Raw genomic sequence first — 18,162 nt, 5'->3', positions numbered from 1 at the left:
TATGGAAGAAAAAAATAAGAAAGACATAAACAGAAGAGATTTTATCAAAATCGTAGGTATCAGTGCAGCTACATCGACAGCGATACTATACGGATGCTCGTCAAAAGGCACTTCTTCATCAAGCAGTGCATCGGCAGAAGGGGAAATTCCTACCGACAAAATGACTTACCGCACGTCTCCAACAACAGGCGACCGCGTGTCGCTTTTAGGATACGGCTGTATGCGCTGGCCTCTCAAACCGTCTCCCGACGGTAAGGGTGAAGTGATCGATCAGGATGCAGTGAACGGATTAATCGATTACGCCATCGCTCATGGAGTAAACTATTTCGATACATCTCCGGCCTACGTACAAGGTTTTTCTGAGAAATCCACAGGAATTGCACTAAGCCGTTATCCACGTGATAAATACTTCATTGCTACCAAACTATCCAATTTCTCTCCGGATACATGGTCACGCGAAGCTTCCCTCAAAATGTATCATAAATCTTTTGCAGACCTTCAGGTGGACTATATCGATTATATGCTGCTTCATGGTATCGGTATGGGGGGAATGGACGCCCTTAAAGGACGATATCTGGATAATGGAATGCTTGACTTTTTGATAAAAGAACGTGAAGCAGGTCGCATCCGCAATCTCGGATTCTCCTATCATGGCGACATCGAAGTATATGATTATCTGCTTTCCCGACACGATGAGATAAAGTGGGATTTCGTACAAATACAGCTTAACTATGTGGACTGGAAGCATGCGAAAGAGACAAATGCCCGGAATACCGATGCCGAATATCTGTATGGTGAGCTACATAAAAGGGGGATTCCATCCATTATCATGGAACCGCTTTTGGGAGGTCGCTTGTCTAAACTGAATGACAATCTGGTGGCACGCCTCAAACAACGCCGTCCGGAAAGCAGCGTAGCTTCATGGGCTTTCCGCTTTGCCGGAACGTTCCCCGATATATTGACTGTATTAAGCGGTATGACATATATGGAACATTTGCAGGATAACCTGCGTACTTATTCTCCATTGGAACCGCTGACTGACGAAGAGATGGATTTTCTGGAAGACACGGCACAGTTAATGCTGAAGTATCCTACCATCCCTTGCAATGACTGCAAATATTGTATGCCATGTCCGTATGGTCTGGATATTCCGGCTGTCTTATTACATTATAACCGTTGTGTCAATGAAGGCAATGTTCCTAAAAACGGACAGGATGAGAATTATCTCAAAGCCCGCCGGGCATTTCTTGTAGGATATGACCGCAGTGTACCTAAACTCCGTCAGGCTAGTCATTGCATCGGATGTAATCAATGCGTACCTCACTGTCCTCAAAACATAGATATACCCAAAGAACTGCACCGGATTGACCAATTTGTAGAACAACTGAAACAAGGAACCTTATAATGGAAGAATTAATCAACTTATTACACTCGGGAGGATATTCCTGTGTGATTGCCAATGGAGACAACATACGTACCTTTACCCAACGTGGCGTAGCGGATTTATATGATTTGCTGACACAGGAACCGGATTTCCTGAAAGGAGCTTCGATAGCCGACAAAGTAGTAGGGAAGGGGGCTGCCGCCCTCATGATTTTGGGAGGTATCCGGGAACTTCATACAGACATCATCAGTTCGAAAGCGTTGGATTTATTACGAAGCTCGGATATAAAAGTCCATTTCGTACAAGAAGTACCTTTTATATGGAATCGTGATCACACAGGCTGGTGTCCGGTAGAAACGATGTGTAGCGAAGAAGAATCGGCAGAAGCCATATTGCCGCTGATTCGTGATTTCCTCGAAAAAATAAGAAGTGGTAAAAAGTTGCAGGAGAAATAAAAGCGCGAAACAGAATATGAAAACAAATACAGTTTGTTTGTTTTTGTTCGGCAGCCTGCTTTCCATTTCAGGAATGGCACAACCCGGAAAAGACAGCACACAAGTCAAAAGAAACTATACTATCGACGAAGTCGTAGTTACCGGAACACGGAACGAGACGGATATTCGTCACCTTCCCATGACTATTTCAGTAGTAGGAAGGCAACAAATAGAGAAAAGATATGAACCTTCACTTTTGCCGCTATTGACGGAACAGGTTCCCGGATTCTTTACTACCAGCCGTGGTATTATGGGATATGGTGTGTCCACAGGTGCGGCAGGTGGCATGAGTCTGCGTGGTATCGGAGGCAGTCCGACGGCAGGTTTATTGGTTTTGATCGATGGACATCCGCAATATATGGGATTGATGGGACATCCGATTGCGGATGCATATCAGTCTATGTTGACAGAGAAAGTGGAAGTCTTGCGCGGCCCTGCCTCTGTACTCTATGGCTCGAATGCAATGGGCGGAGTAATCAATATAGTCACCCGCAAACAGCAGGATGAGGGAGTAAGAACGAATATGCAGGTAGGGTATGGCTCATACAACACTTTGCAGACGGAATTTTCCAACCGTGTAAAGAAAGGACGTTTCAGCAGTATCGTTACCGGTTCTTACAATCGTACGGACGGACATCGTCCCGATATGGAGTTCAAACAATATGGAGGATACGCGAAGTTAGGATATGATTTCAGCTCTTCCTGGAAACTCTGGGGAGATGTAAATGTAACCCATTTCAATGCTTCCAATCCGGGAACGATACAAGTTCCACTTATCGACAATGATTCGCGTATTACACGTGGTATGACCTCGCTTGCCTTGGAAAACCATTATGAGAAGACATCAGGAGCTTTGAGCCTTTTCTATAATTGGGGACGGCATAAAATCAATGACGGATATAAAACAGGAGAACAACCACAAACATCACACTTTAATTCTAAAGACAAGATGCTCGGCATTTCCTGGTATCAGAGTGCTACGTTCTTCACAGGCAATCGTCTGACGGTAGGATTTGACTATCAGCACTTCGGAGGGGAATCATGGAACAAAGTCTTGGCTACCGGAGAGCGGAAACCGGGAGTAGACAAGCAAATGGATGAATTTGCAGGATATGTCGATTTCCGTCAGGATATAAATAGCTGGTTGTCATTGGATGCGGGTGTTCGTGTAGATCATCACTCTCATGTAGGTACTGAATGGATTCCACAAGGAGGACTGGCTTTTCATCTTCCCAAAAGTGCAGAACTTAAAGCGATGGTGAGCAAAGGATATCGCAACCCTACCATCCGGGAAATGTATATGTTTGCTCCTGCCAATCCGGAACTGAATCCGGAAAAACTGGTCAGTTATGAACTTTCCTATTCCCAACGGTTATTGGAAGATGCCTTATATTACGGACTTAACCTGTATTATATTAATGGTGACAATGTAATTATGAGCAACGGTTTGACGCCTCCGCTGAACGTCAATTCCGGAGAAATAGAAAACTGGGGAATTGAAGCGAATATCGGTTATCGGTTTAATTCTCATTGGAATGTGAATGCCAACTATAGCTGGTTGCACATGGAGAATCCGGTTCTCGCCGCTCCTGAACACAAATTGTATGTCGGAGCAGACTATACCGCAGGTCGCTGGACTGTATCGACAGGAATGCAATATATTAAGGGACTTTACACTTCTGTAATCGTTAATAATAAAGGCACCGAGCAACAGGATAGTTTTGTTTTATGGAATCTGCGAGGAAGTTATCGTGTTTGTAATTTTGCCAACATCTTTGTGAAAGGTGAAAACCTGTTGGCACAACGTTACGAAATAAATGCAGGGTATCCCATGCCCAAGGCAACATTCATGGGTGGTATTAATTTGAATTTCTAAAAGAATAAAGATATGGAAACAACAGTAAAACTCTATTCACTGAATTACAGTAATGTGAAGACCTATTTGGCAGCCTCGTTATTCATCGTTGGCAATATCCTTTTTCCCAGGCTCTTTCATCTCATTCCACTAGGTGGATTAACCTGGCTGCCTATTTATTTCTTCACTCTGATCGGTGCTTACAAATATGGCTGGAAGGTCGGTTTGCTAACTGCTATCTTGTCTCCAGTCATAAACTCTCTGCTCTTTGGTATGCCAGTGCCCGCAGTATTGCCTGCCATCCTATTGAAATCCGTATTATTAGCTATCGCCGCCGGATGGGCTGCGCAACGCTTCGGACGCATTTCTATCCCTGTATTAGCAGGAGTAGTCTTGTTTTATCAGATCATCGGAACATTGGGAGAGTGGATGTATATAGGAAATTTCTACAATGCTGTTCAGGACTTCCGCATCGGTATTCCCGGAATGTGCCTGCAAGTATTAGGAGGTTATTTGTTTATTAAATACTTGATACGCAAGTAATGTCTCTAATTAAAAAATAATAAGCTGCTTTTTCTGCAAAGAAAAAGCAGCTTATTATTTTATTCATCTGAATCATCTTCTATAATACCGGAAGAAGAAATACTATATTTCTTAGCATATTGACTCGGACTCATCTTATATTCTTTCTTGAATACTTCCCGGAAATATTTGGATTCTGAAAATCCACACATCTCCGAGATTTCAGTAATATTATACTCACCTTCTTTTAATAGTTGCGTAGCACGTTTCAGCCGGGTTGTTTTTATCAATTCCTGAGGAGATAGTCCTGTTATTGCTTTCAGTTTATAATAGAAACGTGTACGGCTCATATTATGCAAATCGTTGAGAACCTCAACAGAAAAGGCAGGATTATTGATGTTGTCTTCTATCGTTTTTTTCACAGCCGATAAAAATTGCCAGTCAAGGCTATTAGTACATTTCGCTAAAGGAGTCTTAACCTCTATATCTATTTCCAAATTCGCATATTTGCTGCGCAATAATGCCCGATTCGCCAATAAATTGGCAATACTGGCTTTCAGGATTCTTATGCTGAACGGTTTTACAATATATTCATCAGCACCAATATCCAAACCATCGAGAATATTCTGTTCTTCACCCAAAGCAGTAAGTAACAAGACAGGAATATGTGATGTTTCAATATCATTCTTAATAGTGGAACACAGTTCGTCACCCCGCATTTCCGGCATCATAATATCGGATAGAATAAGCTCCGGCCAGAATTCTTTTACAATGATCAATGCTTCCTTACCATTACCGCAAGCCTGTACATTATACATCGGTGATAATGAATTGACCAGATAAGCACGTAGTTCATCATTATCCTCGACAATAAGAATACGTTGCAGATTCTCATCGTTTGTCTTTTCCGCCGCTTCGGATATAACCGGAGCATCCAGTACAGCTTCCTGTCTGCCGGTTTTTTCCGGATCTATCAGGTTCGAGTGACGGAAATGCTTATTACCCTTCGGGAAAACAACAGTGATAGTAGTGCCTTGTTGCTCAACACTCTCTATATTTATCTTACCACTATGAAGGTGCACCAATTTATCAACCAGCTTTAATCCGATTCCACTACCAGTTATTTTTGCATTAATGGCATTTGTACCCCGAAAGTGCATCTTAAGCAGTTTATTCTGTTCGTTTGCCGGAATGCCTATTCCCGTATCTTTGACTTCCAGCTTCCATGAGTCTTTAGTCTCAGAAATAGATACGCTGACTATCCCATTTTCTGGAGTATATTTTAACGCATTGGAAATCAGATTTTTTAAGATAGAATCCATCTTATCTTTATCAAACCATACATTCAGATAATTAAAATCACTCTTATAAGTAAAATCAATATGCTTGATATTGGCATACGAACGAAAACTATTACATATCTCATTCATATACGTGTTCAGTTCATATTCTGAGATACGCAATTCGGAAGAATAAACATCGGCCCGTTCAAAGTTGATTAAATTAGTGCTCAACCGTAAAAGGGCATTCACATTTCTCAATGCCGTATTAATACGCTGCGAACCGATCTCTGTCAGTGTTTCTTCCTCAACAAACTCTTCCAAAGGAGCCTTTATCAGCGTAAGCGGAGTGCGGATGTCATGAGCTGTATTAATAAAGAAATGTGTTTTCTCATCCGATATCTTTTTCTGCTTTTTCAGAATCATTATCCGGAAAGCAATGCTGAAAACAAAGACGATCAGAAGCATATATATGAATATAGCCCAGCCATTTAGCCATACAGGTTGCGATATGATAATTCCAACTTGCCGTTCTTCGAAAACGATACTAGGTTCTTCCTTCGATATGGCACGTACATAAAGTTTATATTTGCCGGGACTTAAATTGGTAAAACGAATTAAACTATTGCCACTCAGTTGTACCCATTCATTATAAGAAGAGCCTTCCAACCTCCAATAATAAACTGAATGAGAAGGAAAATCATAGTTGATGGAAGAAACACGAAATGAAAAAGTATTCTCACCATATTTAAGTCTCAACACATCAGTCTTATCAATGTCTTTCTCTAAAGGAGAATCTTTTTCTCCCGGATAAATCGGTTGATAGGAAATATGAAAATCGCTGAATATCATTTTCGAATATTCATAATCCGGCAACTTTATACCTGCCGGAAATTCAACTGCCCCATCAACACTGCCAAAAACAAAATTATTATTCTTACGTAACGCACCGGAAGTTGCATTAAAACAAGCAGACATCATTCCCTGTTCGCGACTCCAGTTATGAAATGATCTCTTTTCTATAGAAAAGCTGGTAATTCCATTTTCCGTACTCATCATTATCTGTCCGTTCATTTCCGGAAGAATCGTATAAATACTGTTAGATACAAGTGCCGAATTATCAGCGTAATAGTGTTCAAAACTCATGTTTCCAGGATCATATATAAGTACTCCCGAGCCGTTTGTACCGATATACAGTAATCCGTCATTGGCCTGATAAAGAGTATTGATATATGTTGACTCCACAGGCATTAATATATACTGATATTCACCGGAATTCCGGTTAAGCAGAAAAAGTCCAGTAGCTGTCCCCACCCACATGAAATTAGTATCTTTTTCCTCAATCGCCGTAACAGTATTGACTCCGGGATACAACCGGACAGTATTTTTTCTAGGATCAATACATTTTAGATTGTAATACCCTCCCGACCATATATATCCTTTTGAATCTTTAATCATATCCCTGATATACTTATCCGGACGTATGTTGACAGAGCTAAGAAGAAAAGGCGAAAAGTACTCTACAGACAATGTTTTCTTGTTAATCTTATAAATACCCGACGTATATCCTCCTGCCCAGATAACACCCGGAGAAACTTCGCATAAAGTAATGAAAATATGGTTCTTATCTTTCAGCTGCTTATCATAAGAACTCAGAAAAGAATGCCATTGACCGGTTTTTGAATCCTGGAAACTTATCCCATTACTGGTTCCAAACCATAAATCTCCTTCACTATCTTCAATAACCGCATGTACCTGATCATTGACGATAGACTGCTTATTACCGATAGAATGCTTTATCCAACGATAATTCTTATAACGGAAATCGACTACTGTGATTCCTGCCGGGTAATTAGCAAGCCAGATTCTTTTTTCTTCATCAATATAAATATCGGTAATATTATTTCCATTCATCTCATTATAACTTTCGTAGTTTGCCACAATGAACGGAGAGGTATTACAAGTATTTACATCAATTTTGTGTACTCCCATTCCTTCCGTAGTAACCAGTAGTTCCTTTTGATTCAACGGTCTGATATGAGTAATACTCACATCACCCAACTTCGTATCTGATTTGATAATTTGATGAGCAGACATATCATAGGCAAAAGTACCATCACTAAAAGTTCCTACAAAAAGTCTGTGAAGCTGAGGATGGAAATAGAGACTGTTAATTTGCGTATAGACATGATCAAGCATATCTAAAGGAATGACTTTCAAAGCTTCGTTTTCAAACTGAGTATACCGGACCCCCATTTCTGTTGCTATAAAGAAATGAGTGTCATCAGCCTGTTCTACTACCGTAATATTATCTTCCAACAAATTAGGAAGCCGCATAACCTGAGTAGTCTTAGTATTATACAACAAAATAGAATCTTTGCCGCATAACCATAAATTGTTGTTACGGTCCAAATAACCGTAACTGATGGCATCAGTGACTTTCGGTGACTTATAGACCATTGTAAAACGATCATACTTTTCTTCATACTGGAAAATACGTCCTTTTTTTCCAATGACCCATATCCCGCCTTCTTTATCAGCATATAGCCATCCGAGATGTATTTCGGAACTCAATTGTTTGTTTTCTTCGATAAGTTTATAGTGCTTTATATCCTTACCGTTATATCGGTCCATACCCTCATTAGTAAGAAACCACATATATCCTTGGTGATCCTTCTGAATATTGTATATTCTCCGATTGCTCAAACCATCCTCTACTCCAATATGTTTGTATGTTTGTCCATATGCCATTAACGGCAGTAATAATAAAAATAGTATAATATTCCTCATATAAATAGTTGTATTTAAAGTAGTACTATGGTCTATCTCCAAATAATAGTTAACAAAATAAATAAAAAAGGACGAGATAATCAAGTAAAATGTTCAACAAAACTTTTTTATTTCCATAGTTAATTATTCGTTGGTTGAAATATTATACTTTTGAGCGATATCAGTTTAAAATATGCAACTAAAATACTACTTTCAGCTGAGTTTCTTTTTATATACCCATGCACTTAATATAAAATAGATAACTGCCTGAATCCATAAAGTAATATATTCGGGTCGGATATCAGCCATACTTGCTCCCATTGAGTTCAACTTCACAAAGGCGAGTGTAGCAGGTGCTGCCGGAAAAATATAATGAGCAGCTTTCCAATACCAAGGCATCAGCTCCATCGGATAGGAAACACCGGAAAGAAAAATCAGTCCTACCGAGAAAAAGGCAATCATAAGCAATGGTGCTTCCGAATCAGTGAAATATCGGGAGGCTGCCAGCCCCAGAAAAGATGTCGCCAGCAAGTAGGGGATCATCATCAATACAATATACAATCCGTTTCCAATATTGGGAATACTAAAGAAATGAGGAAGCAACCCTAATAGAAAGAATGAAAAAACAGCATACAAACTACAGTAAACAAACGTTTTCCCTGATACAATACGTATAGCGACTGCCCAGCTTTTTCCGAAGGGAGTATAAGCAAGGATGCCTTTTGTCATATGCTCTTCTCCGGTCACCATACCAATGACCATCAGTAATGTCTGAAAAATGATAATGACCATAACGGCCGGAATCAGATAAGATCCATATCCTTCCGTATAGTTATAGAGTGCGGTTCCCGCTATATTTACAGGCTGTGCCATAGCTACCGCCAATAATCCCTGGGGAGGCAGAAAGACTGCTCCATCCGGACGATATTTGTCATTGATAGCCAGCATCACACGTGAAGAAGCTCCTTGTAAGGCTTCAAAATAGAGAAAAGCATCGGTAGTGGCATACAGAGAAAACACGGCTTCATCTCCACGAAATACCCGTTCCTCAAAATCATGAGGGAGATATAAAATACCTTGTACTTTTCCAGCTTTCATCCATTCCTTAGCTTCGTGATAATCCATAGCCTGATCATAAATTTCCGCTTGAGGCGTAGCATCCAGCCAGCGGATGAAGTTACGGCTCAACTCGCTATGTGAATTATCGACTACGGCAACCGGGACATCCGTCACAATATTGGGGGCATACATATAATTATAGAGCAATCCGTACACGAAGATTCCACCCATCAATACCAGTAATACAGCATAGCTGGTACTGATAGCCAGATATTCACGTCGGATGATGAACGATAACTGTTGTAACTTATTTAATTTTTTCATATTTATGACTTTCTATGGCACGTTTCAGATGAGGAAGTAACACTAAAGCCAGCAGCGGAAAGATACATAGTATCACAGCCGATGGCCAAAGGTGAATAAAACCACTCCCCCCGTAGAGCATATTTTGCATCATTTCCGTGAAATGCCGGACAGGGAAAAGATAGGAAGCATCTCGTACCAAAGGATACATATTGGGCACCGGAAAAGTGACACCGGACAAAGTAGCTCCCAAAGAGCCGACCATGGAAACAATACTTATGATCAGAGAGATAGCCGGAAATAGTGAAAACAGGAATAATCCCAATGCCTGTGTTGCCACGACAAAAAGCGCTGTCAGCATATTCATCAATAACCAGCTTCCTTGAAAAGGAATATGCAGAATGCCGAACATCACATAATTTGCCAGCCATCCTATCAGAATAAAGATAATGGTGTAGGGGAGTAGTTTTCCTAAAACAGCCGTTACCATATTTCCTTTGGCAACAAACAGCCATTCATCGGCAGTGCGAAATTTAATCTCAATTCCGACTGCATATACAGTAATGAGTAAAATCAATACCTGAAACAAGACGAAGAAAAACGGTTGGCTCAGATAAACCGAATAATCCAGACTCGGATTGTATATAGGGTGATTGCTGGCTTGTACGGGCAACAGGAATGTAGTGATCTTGTCTTGTTCCACTCCGAGAGCGACAGCTTGCATCACAATGGGAGAGAGCGACACAGGAGCCAGCGACGTTTCGAAAGCAGCCATCAATTCGCCACCTACCGAAAGCAACGCATAATGATAATAATAGGAGAGAGTCGCATTCTTTCCCGAAATAGCATCTTGCTCAAATTTGGGAGGAATGGAGAGATAACCATAAATTTCCTTCTTCTGTACGGCCTTTCGGGCAGCTTCCTCATTCACAAAATGCCTTGTCACTTTAAATGTTGGCACAGCAGATATATTTCGGGTGATTGCCCGTGAAGAGGCAGTATTGTCCTGATCGACAATACCGATGGGAATGTTTTCCATCTGCCCGTTGCCGAAGATTGTTGCCATGAAGAAAAGGGTAAATAGCGGCAGGATGATACACACACACAGATAAAGGCGTCGTGAAGTCATCCGTCGCCACTCCCTGAGCAGCACGGAACGAAAAGGAGAATATGTTTGTGATGAACTCATTCTATCATTCATTTAATGTCAGTAATACGGACATACCGGGGCGCAGGTCATCCACTTTCTGAGTGGGACGGGCATGAATCTCGAAGGTTCGTAAGTCATAACTTCCGGTCTGCTTCGTTGATTTCCAAGTAGCAAAACTTCCTAACGGACTGATATAATAGATTTTAAACTCAATACCTTTTTTATCGATGGCAGGTACATCCGCAACAAAGGTGCCCTCCATCTTAAATTGTGGCATCAAATCCTCACGCACATTGAGAACTACATGAATATCGTCCATGACAACCAAGTTCATAATAGGAGTTCCCGGCGCAACCAATTCCCCACGTTTAGGAAAGATGGTAGCTATCTGACCGTTTTCGGGTGCTGTCAGCCGGGCATCGACCAATAGTGCCGAAACTTCTTCCACCGTACTTCTGGCAGCATTCACCATACTGGCGGCAGATTCTTTATCTTCTTTCTGTGCACCGTCTACCGCCATCTGATATTGTTCATAGGCTGCCCGTTCGGCTGCAACAGCAGCTTTATACATAGCTTCCACTTCATCTTTCCGCTGGGAAGTGACAACACTGTCTTTATATAAGGTAAGAATACGGTTATAAGTTGTTTTAGCCAGTGTAAGATCACTTTTTGTTTTGTTCCATAGTTGCAGCGCGGTAGCAACAATCTGTCGGCGGGTACCGGCATCTATTTTCTTGTTCTGCTGCACGGCTACTTGCTCCAATGCATTCACCTGCTGATACTTGGCATGTATTTCGGGGCTGTTGATCACAACAAGAGTATCTCCTTGACGTACCCAGTCACCTTCCTGAACCAAAAAGGTATCGATACGTCCGGGAAGTTTCCCGCTAATACGGATTTCTGTCGCTTCTGCCTGCCCTTGCAGGACGAGCGGTTGTTTGTGCATCAATATTATTCCCAGAGCAGTAAAAATACCGACTGCCAGCATAATAATGACGAATGCCCATGAAAGGGTTCTACTAGTTGGTTTCATTGTTTGTTACGGTTTAGGTTGATAGTTTACAAATTGTTCCGGTGTGCCGCAGAGTGAAAGAAGATTCATCAATGCCACATCATATTCATAATATGCTGCCAGACGAGCCACTTTTACGTTGGCAAGCATAGTTTCAGCATCAATCACTTCGGTAGAAGTTGCCATCCCTTCAGTAAAGGATTTCTTTCGGATACGTACCAGTTCTTCACTCAGTTCGATGGTCGCATTCAGCGCTTTTACGTTATCCTGAGCTTTCTCCAATTGTGTATAGAGTTTATCCACTCCGACAGCAAGATCATCGCGTGCTTTCATCTTCCCTAAAGCCAACGTTTGCTGGGTTAGCTTTGATTGCCGGATCTTCTTTTCCCGATCCAGTCCGTCAAAGAGATTCCATGTAAAACCGATTCCCACCATGGTACGCGGCAGTAAATTGCTTTGAATGCCATGCGAATAGAGGGTCTGTTTTCCAAAAAGGGCTATATTCGGCAAGTATCCGCTTTGGGCAATCCGTACTTCCTGCTTGGCGATATGTTCTTGCAGCTGCAGTTGATTAAGCATATAGTTTCCACTATTGACCGACATATCAAAAAGCATTTTGGGTGGTAACGAATCATTCATGAAAAGGGGAGAAGTAGGAACGATATTCTCATCCGTATCTTTTTTATTCAACAAAACTTTCAAGGCACTTTGCACCACTGTTTCTTCCTTTCGTGCAGCTTCCAATGCCCGTTTTGCTTCATCCATATTCACTTGGGCAAACAGTCGTCCTGCTTTGTCTATCATTCCGGCAGCTTCCAGTTTCAAAGCATTTTCATAATGCTTTTGCAGACCTTTATAAGTTTCTTCACGTACCGCTACGACCTGTTGCGCCAGTCGCAGACCATAATAACTTTCTGCCAACAGGTTTTGCTGGCTTGCAGCAGTCTGTGCACGATTCTCTCGCGCCAGATCCACCATTGTCCGACCAATATTTGTTGCACGAAATCTTTTTCCTCCGGAAAAGAGCACCCATTCTGCTGACAGATCAACAGTCGTCAAGTTTCTCGGAGTTAGTGGAAAGACAAGAGTATTGGCTCCTATTTTATCCAGAATAGCTGAGATTATCTGGTCATCCGGAATAATGGAATGTACAAAGTCTTTTGCCGGATCAGTAAACTGAGACAGTGGCTGCTTCACTTCTATCTTCTCGGACATATGCACAAATGCACCTGTAGACTGCAAGGTAGGATACCAAAAAGCATTGAGCTTGTCACGTTCTGCCTTGGCAATCTCTATCCCTTTATCAGCTATCTTCAAACTCTGATTTCCCTGATTAAGCAGGTGCAACGATTCTTCGAAACTTAGCGGTGTCTGTGCATTTGTCCGAATGACGAAAAAACACAAAGCCCATAGTACAAAAAGTATCTTATTTTTTTTCATGCTGGTTAGGTTAAATCTAAAATTGAGACTTTCTAACAGATGAGAGGACGGGTTTGTTCACTTTAACAAACAGAGAAAGAATCTTAAAAAAATGTTCTATATTTAAGATTACACAAAGAATAGCCCCATACATATTTCATCAAACAGCAGAAATTATGCATAAAAACGCGTAATAACATACAGAATTTCAATATATTTTTGCATATATATTATCGGATTATACAGAAAAAGAACGTTATTTGAGCTATTTCCTTTTAAAGGAACGACTCCTTGGTTTTAAACCAACGGGACATTGGTCGTTGAGGAACGTTCTGCTCCCTTAAAAGGAATGAATAAAACACAAGTGAAACAGATTATTTGTTCCGGATACAACTAATATCTCAATCATTTTAATCTTTCAGATTGAATCAGTTAGTAAGCATACAATTAACTTATCGTTAGCATAAACTGATAAAATCGCACATATTGACAAGAAGTAAATCCAATAATATTAAGTTCTGAAAATATCTGATTAGAAATCCAGAGGATTTTATCGAATCATTTTATTTCTATCTGTATATTTTAAATTATACAGCAATCGAATATACGATTTTTCATATCCGATTCTTTTTTTCATCTGGAATAGAAATTATAATATAGATTTTCCTCTACTAAAATTTGAAGAAATTTATTTGAGATATAAAAATTATGTTTACCTTTGCATCACCATTTCATAAGGCTTTTATGAAAGATACAAGTAATGCGGTAGTAGCTCAGTTGGTAGAGCATTAGCTTCCCAAGCTAAGGGTCACGAGTTCGAGTCTCGCTTACCGCTCCACTGAAAAAACAGGTAGTCAGACAATGACTATCTGTTTTTATATTTTTACAAGAGTTCTTTTAACTCATTTTCTTGATATTTTATGTATCAGATAAATACCATAAAATCCCAGTAAAGCAGAAATGAATATTAGGAATAGTAGTCCAATAACAATAAATTTCTTCATCTGAGTGAAATCCATAGATATACTCTTCCATGACACCAAGTAAAGTGACTATAATAGTAACTATAAATGGATAAATCAGTCACATAAGGCGATATAAAGAAAATAATGCGAGAAGAATAGGGCAGTTCGTTCCTTTTTCGTATTTTTGCACCCTGTTTTAACATCCAAGAAAACTTAAATAGAAAAATATAATGGCAAAAGAACTGAAAGACCTCACCAAACGTAGCGAAAACTACTCACAGTGGTACAACGATTTGGTGGTAAAAGCTGATTTGGCAGAACAGTCTGCCGTACGCGGATGTATGGTGATTAAGCCTTACGGATACGCAATTTGGGAAAAGATGCAACGTCAACTAGACGATATGTTCAAGGAAACAGGACACGTGAATGCTTATTTCCCATTATTAATTCCAAAATCATTCCTGAGCCGCGAAGCAGAACACGTAGAAGGTTTCGCTAAAGAATGTGCCGTAGTGACTCATTACCGTTTGAAAAATGCAGAAGACGGCTCCGGCGTAGTAGTAGACCCTGCTGCCAAATTGGAAGAGGAACTGATTATTCGCCCTACATCAGAAACAATCATCTGGAATACATATAAAAACTGGATTCAGTCTTATCGTGACCTGCCTATTCTTTGTAATCAGTGGGCAAACGTTTTCCGTTGGGAAATGCGTACCCGTCTTTTCCTGCGTACTGCCGAATTCCTGTGGCAGGAAGGACACACCGCTCATGCCACACGCGAAGAAGCAGAGGAAGAAGCGATCAGAATGCTGAATGTATACGGCGAATTTGCTGAGAAATACATGGCTGTTCCGGTAGTGAAAGGTGTAAAATCCGCTAACGAACGTTTTGCCGGTGCACTTGATACCTATACCATCGAAGCTATGATGCAGGATGGAAAAGCATTGCAAAGCGGTACATCTCATTTCCTTGGACAGAACTTTGCCAAGGCATTTGATGTTCAGTTTGTGAATAAGGAAAATAAGATGGAATATGTATGGGCAACTTCATGGGGTGTTTCTACCCGTTTGATGGGTGCTCTGATTATGACTCATTCCGATGATAACGGTCTGGTATTACCTCCACATCTGGCTCCGATTCAGGTAGTAATCGTTCCTATCTATAAGAACGACGAGCAACTGAAACAAATCGACGCGAAAGTGGAAGGCATTGTTGCCAAACTGAAAGCACTGGGCATTTCTGTGAAATATGACAATGCGGACAACAAACGTCCGGGCTTCAAATTCGCAGATTATGAATTGAAAGGTGTCCCTGTTCGTCTGGTGATGGGAGGACGTGACCTCGAAAACAATACAATGGAAGTAATGCGCCGCGATACACTGGAAAAAGAAACTGTGACTTGCGATGGCATCGAAACATATGTTCAGAAACTGCTCGAAGAAATTCAAGCAAATATCTACAAAAAAGCATTGGATTACCGCAATTCTAAAATCACGACAGTAGATACTTACGAAGAATTTAAAGAGAAAATCGAAGAAGGCGGCTTTATCCTAGCTCATTGGGACGGAACAACCGAGACTGAAGAAAAGATTAAAGAGGATACAAAAGCAACGATTCGTTGTATCCCATTCGATTCGTACGTTGAAGGTGATAAAGAACCGGGAAAATGTATGGTAACGGGCAAACCTTCTGCCTGCCGCGTCGTTTTTGCACGTTCTTATTAAAAATATCTATTTCAATAGTAAAAGAGTCAGATTTTTAAAATTGAGAATCTGACTCTTTTTTTATCCATTTCAGTTTTATTTCAGAAATATCTCTTTTCTTTGTAGACAGTAATAAAGAAAGGAGAAGATTTTATGAAGATATTAATTGTAGAAGATGAACCCTCTTTAAGAGAATTGATCCAACGTTCGCTGGAAAAAGAACGTTATGTCGTAGAAACGGCCGGAGACTTCAACAGTGCATTATACAAAATAGAAGATTACGACTATGATTGTGTCTTACTGGATATTATGCTGCCGGACGGGAGCGGTCTTGACCTTCTCGAACGTTTGAAAGCTCTCCACAAACGGGAAAATGTGATTATTATCTCTGCCAAAGATTCGCTGGAAGACAAAGTACTGGGACTGGAATTAGGAGCTGACGATTATTTGCCGAAACCATTTCATCTGGCAGAATTAAATGCACGGATCAAAAGTGTGATCCGTCGGAATCAACATGATGGAGAAATCTATATCCGTCAGGGAAATGTAAAGATAGAACCCGATAAATACCGGGTGTTTGTCAACGAACAGGAGCTGGAACTGAACAGAAAAGAATATGATATCCTGCTTTATTTCATAAATCGTCCCGGCCGTCTGGTCAATAAAAACACACTGGCAGAATCGGTATGGGGAGACCACATCGATCAAGTGGATAACTTTGACTTCATTTATGCACAAATCAAAAATCTTCGCAAAAAATTGAAGGATGCAGAAGCAAATATTGAAATCAAGGCCGTTTATGGATTCGGCTATAAACTGATTGTAGAATAATCGAAACCAGAAAGGATCATCCATGAAACTTATATATTATATCATTTTTCGCATCACCCTCGCCCTGACTCTTATCCTGACTGTCTGGGCAGTCTTTTTCTATGTTACGATGATTGACGAAGTCAACGATGAAGTGGATGATTCACTGGAAGACTATTCGGAAACAATCATTATCCGCGCATCGGCAGGAGAGGAGCTTCCCTCCAAAAATAATGGTTCCAATAATCAATATTATCTGAAAGAAATAACCAAAGAATATGCAAAGAGCCGGGAAGATATCCAATATAAAGACTCCATGGTATACATTGTAGAAAAAGAGGAAACAGAACCGGCACGTATTCTGACCACTATCTTTAAAGATGACGAAGACCGTTATTACGAATTGACCGTATCCACTCCCAGCATCGAAAAAGATGATTTGAAAAGTGCGATTCAAGTCTGGATTATTTTCCTGTATGTAGCTCTGTTACTTTGTATCATCATCATATCCGTATGGGTATTTTATCGTAATATGCGACCGCTGTATATACTACTTCATTGGTTGGACAGCTATCAGACCGGAAAGAAAAACAAACCTCTGAAAAACGATACACGGATCACGGAATTCCGCAAACTGAATGATGCGGCCACCCGTTACGTAGAGCGGACAGAACAAATGTTCGAACAGCAGAAGCAGTTCATTGGAAACGCCTCACATGAAATTCAGACACCGCTTGCCATCTGCCGCAATCGGTTGGAAATGCTGATGGAAGACGATTCTTTGTCCGAGAAACAGCTTGAAGAGTTGATGAAAACCCATCAGACACTGAAATATATCACCAAACTAAACAAATCCCTGTTGCTGCTATCAAAAATAGATAACGGCCAGTTCACCGACACCAAAGAGGTAGACTTAAACGTACTCCTCAGGCAATACCTGGAAGACTATAAAGAAGTCTACAGCTACAAGAACATAGAAGTAAGTATAACAGAACAGGCTAATTTCCATATAACCATGAACGAATCTCTGGCTATTGCTTTACTAACAAACCTGTTAAAGAACGCGTTTGTACATAACGTAGACGAAGGACATATCCGGATTATCATAACCAAACATAGCATCACCTTCCGAAATTCCGGAGAGAAGCAACCACTGGATGAGACTCACATCTTTGAACGTTTCTATCAAGGACACAAAAAAGAAGGATCTACTGGATTAGGACTGGCAATAACCGATTCCATCTGCCGTCTGCAACAGTTGAACTTGCGATATTACTTCGAACAAGGAGAACATTGTTTCGAAATCTCCAACAAGAACTAGAAGTAAAACAATTAATAAAACATCTGCCATCCAGAGCAAGACAATGTGCTGGATGGCAGAATTAATATGGTACTACCTAAGATTACACCTTATGACAATACCTGATTTGGACTCCG

12 protein-coding genes and 1 tRNA gene are annotated in these 18,162 nt (G+C 40.6%); 8 read left to right on the top strand and 5 right to left on the bottom strand.

Annotated features, from left to right (window positions below; all coding sequences use genetic code 11):
• Position 1 precedes the first annotated feature (1 nt).
• From KTR07_RS10830 to KTR07_RS10815, 4 genes are read left to right on the top strand one after another with little or no spacing between them, the layout of a single operon-like run.
• Positions 2-1,405, top strand: coding sequence for an aldo/keto reductase (locus KTR07_RS10830; RefSeq protein ID WP_117981281.1), 1,404 nt, complete (start codon positions 2-4; stop codon positions 1,403-1,405).
• Positions 1,405-1,839, top strand: coding sequence for a DUF1893 domain-containing protein (locus tag KTR07_RS10825; protein WP_008761597.1), 435 nt, complete (start codon positions 1,405-1,407; stop codon positions 1,837-1,839). The genes KTR07_RS10830 and KTR07_RS10825 overlap by 1 nt, the downstream gene beginning before the upstream one ends.
• 16 nt (positions 1,840-1,855) lie before the next feature.
• Complete coding sequence (locus KTR07_RS10820; RefSeq protein ID WP_062695098.1) at positions 1,856-3,754, top strand: TonB-dependent siderophore receptor; 1,899 nt, start codon at positions 1,856-1,858, stop codon at positions 3,752-3,754.
• 12 nt (positions 3,755-3,766) lie between these two features.
• Positions 3,767-4,276: a hypothetical protein gene (locus KTR07_RS10815; protein WP_008765751.1), complete on the top strand. Its 510-nt coding sequence runs from the start codon at positions 3,767-3,769 to the stop codon at positions 4,274-4,276.
• Positions 4,277-4,335: 59 nt separating this feature from the next.
• Here KTR07_RS10815 and KTR07_RS10810 read toward each other — a convergent pair whose 3' ends face one another.
• From KTR07_RS10810 to KTR07_RS10790, 5 genes are all read right to left on the bottom strand, one after another.
• Positions 4,336-8,325 (bottom strand): hybrid sensor histidine kinase/response regulator transcription factor, encoded by a 3,990-nt coding sequence (locus KTR07_RS10810; RefSeq protein WP_217315403.1) that lies wholly within the window; start codon positions 8,323-8,325, stop codon positions 4,336-4,338.
• A gap of 192 nt (positions 8,326-8,517) precedes the next feature.
• A complete protein-coding gene (locus KTR07_RS10805; RefSeq protein WP_011107546.1) occupies positions 8,518-9,687 on the bottom strand; it encodes an ABC transporter permease in 1,170 nt (389 codons plus the stop codon).
• Positions 9,671-10,855, bottom strand: coding sequence for an ABC transporter permease (locus KTR07_RS10800; protein ID WP_011107545.1), 1,185 nt, complete (start codon positions 10,853-10,855; stop codon positions 9,671-9,673). The genes KTR07_RS10805 and KTR07_RS10800 overlap by 17 nt, the downstream gene beginning before the upstream one ends.
• A 4-nt stretch (positions 10,856-10,859) precedes the next feature.
• Complete coding sequence (locus tag KTR07_RS10795; protein WP_011107544.1) at positions 10,860-11,849, bottom strand: HlyD family secretion protein; 990 nt, start codon at positions 11,847-11,849, stop codon at positions 10,860-10,862.
• 6 nt (positions 11,850-11,855) lie between these two features.
• Positions 11,856-13,268: a TolC family protein gene (locus tag KTR07_RS10790; RefSeq protein ID WP_011107543.1), complete on the bottom strand. Its 1,413-nt coding sequence runs from the start codon at positions 13,266-13,268 to the stop codon at positions 11,856-11,858.
• A gap of 741 nt (positions 13,269-14,009) precedes the next feature.
• Between KTR07_RS10790 and KTR07_RS10785 the strand changes: the two genes are divergently transcribed.
• The 4 genes from KTR07_RS10785 (at position 14,010) to KTR07_RS10770 (ending at position 18,046) form a co-directional block, all read left to right on the top strand.
• Positions 14,010-14,085, top strand: a tRNA-Gly gene (locus tag KTR07_RS10785).
• Between the two features lie 357 nt (positions 14,086-14,442).
• Entirely contained in the window at positions 14,443-15,936 is a 1,494-nt protein-coding gene (gene proS, locus KTR07_RS10780; RefSeq protein WP_011107525.1) for a proline--tRNA ligase, read from the top strand.
• A 132-nt stretch (positions 15,937-16,068) separates the two neighbouring features.
• The gene (locus KTR07_RS10775; protein ID WP_117981279.1) at positions 16,069-16,746 is read left to right on the top strand and encodes a response regulator transcription factor; all 678 of its coding nucleotides are present in this window, start codon (positions 16,069-16,071) and stop codon (positions 16,744-16,746) included.
• Between the two features lie 22 nt (positions 16,747-16,768).
• Positions 16,769-18,046, top strand: a complete 1,278-nt coding sequence (locus tag KTR07_RS10770) for a HAMP domain-containing sensor histidine kinase (protein ID WP_217315401.1) — start codon at positions 16,769-16,771, stop codon at positions 18,044-18,046.
• Positions 18,047-18,162: the final 116 nt, after the last annotated feature.

It is taken from the genome of Bacteroides sp. MSK.20.82, from assembly GCF_019052485.1.
In the GTDB taxonomy this organism is placed as follows: domain Bacteria; phylum Bacteroidota; class Bacteroidia; order Bacteroidales; family Bacteroidaceae; genus Bacteroides; species Bacteroides thetaiotaomicron.
This window is presented reverse-complemented; position numbering and strand designations above follow the sequence as displayed.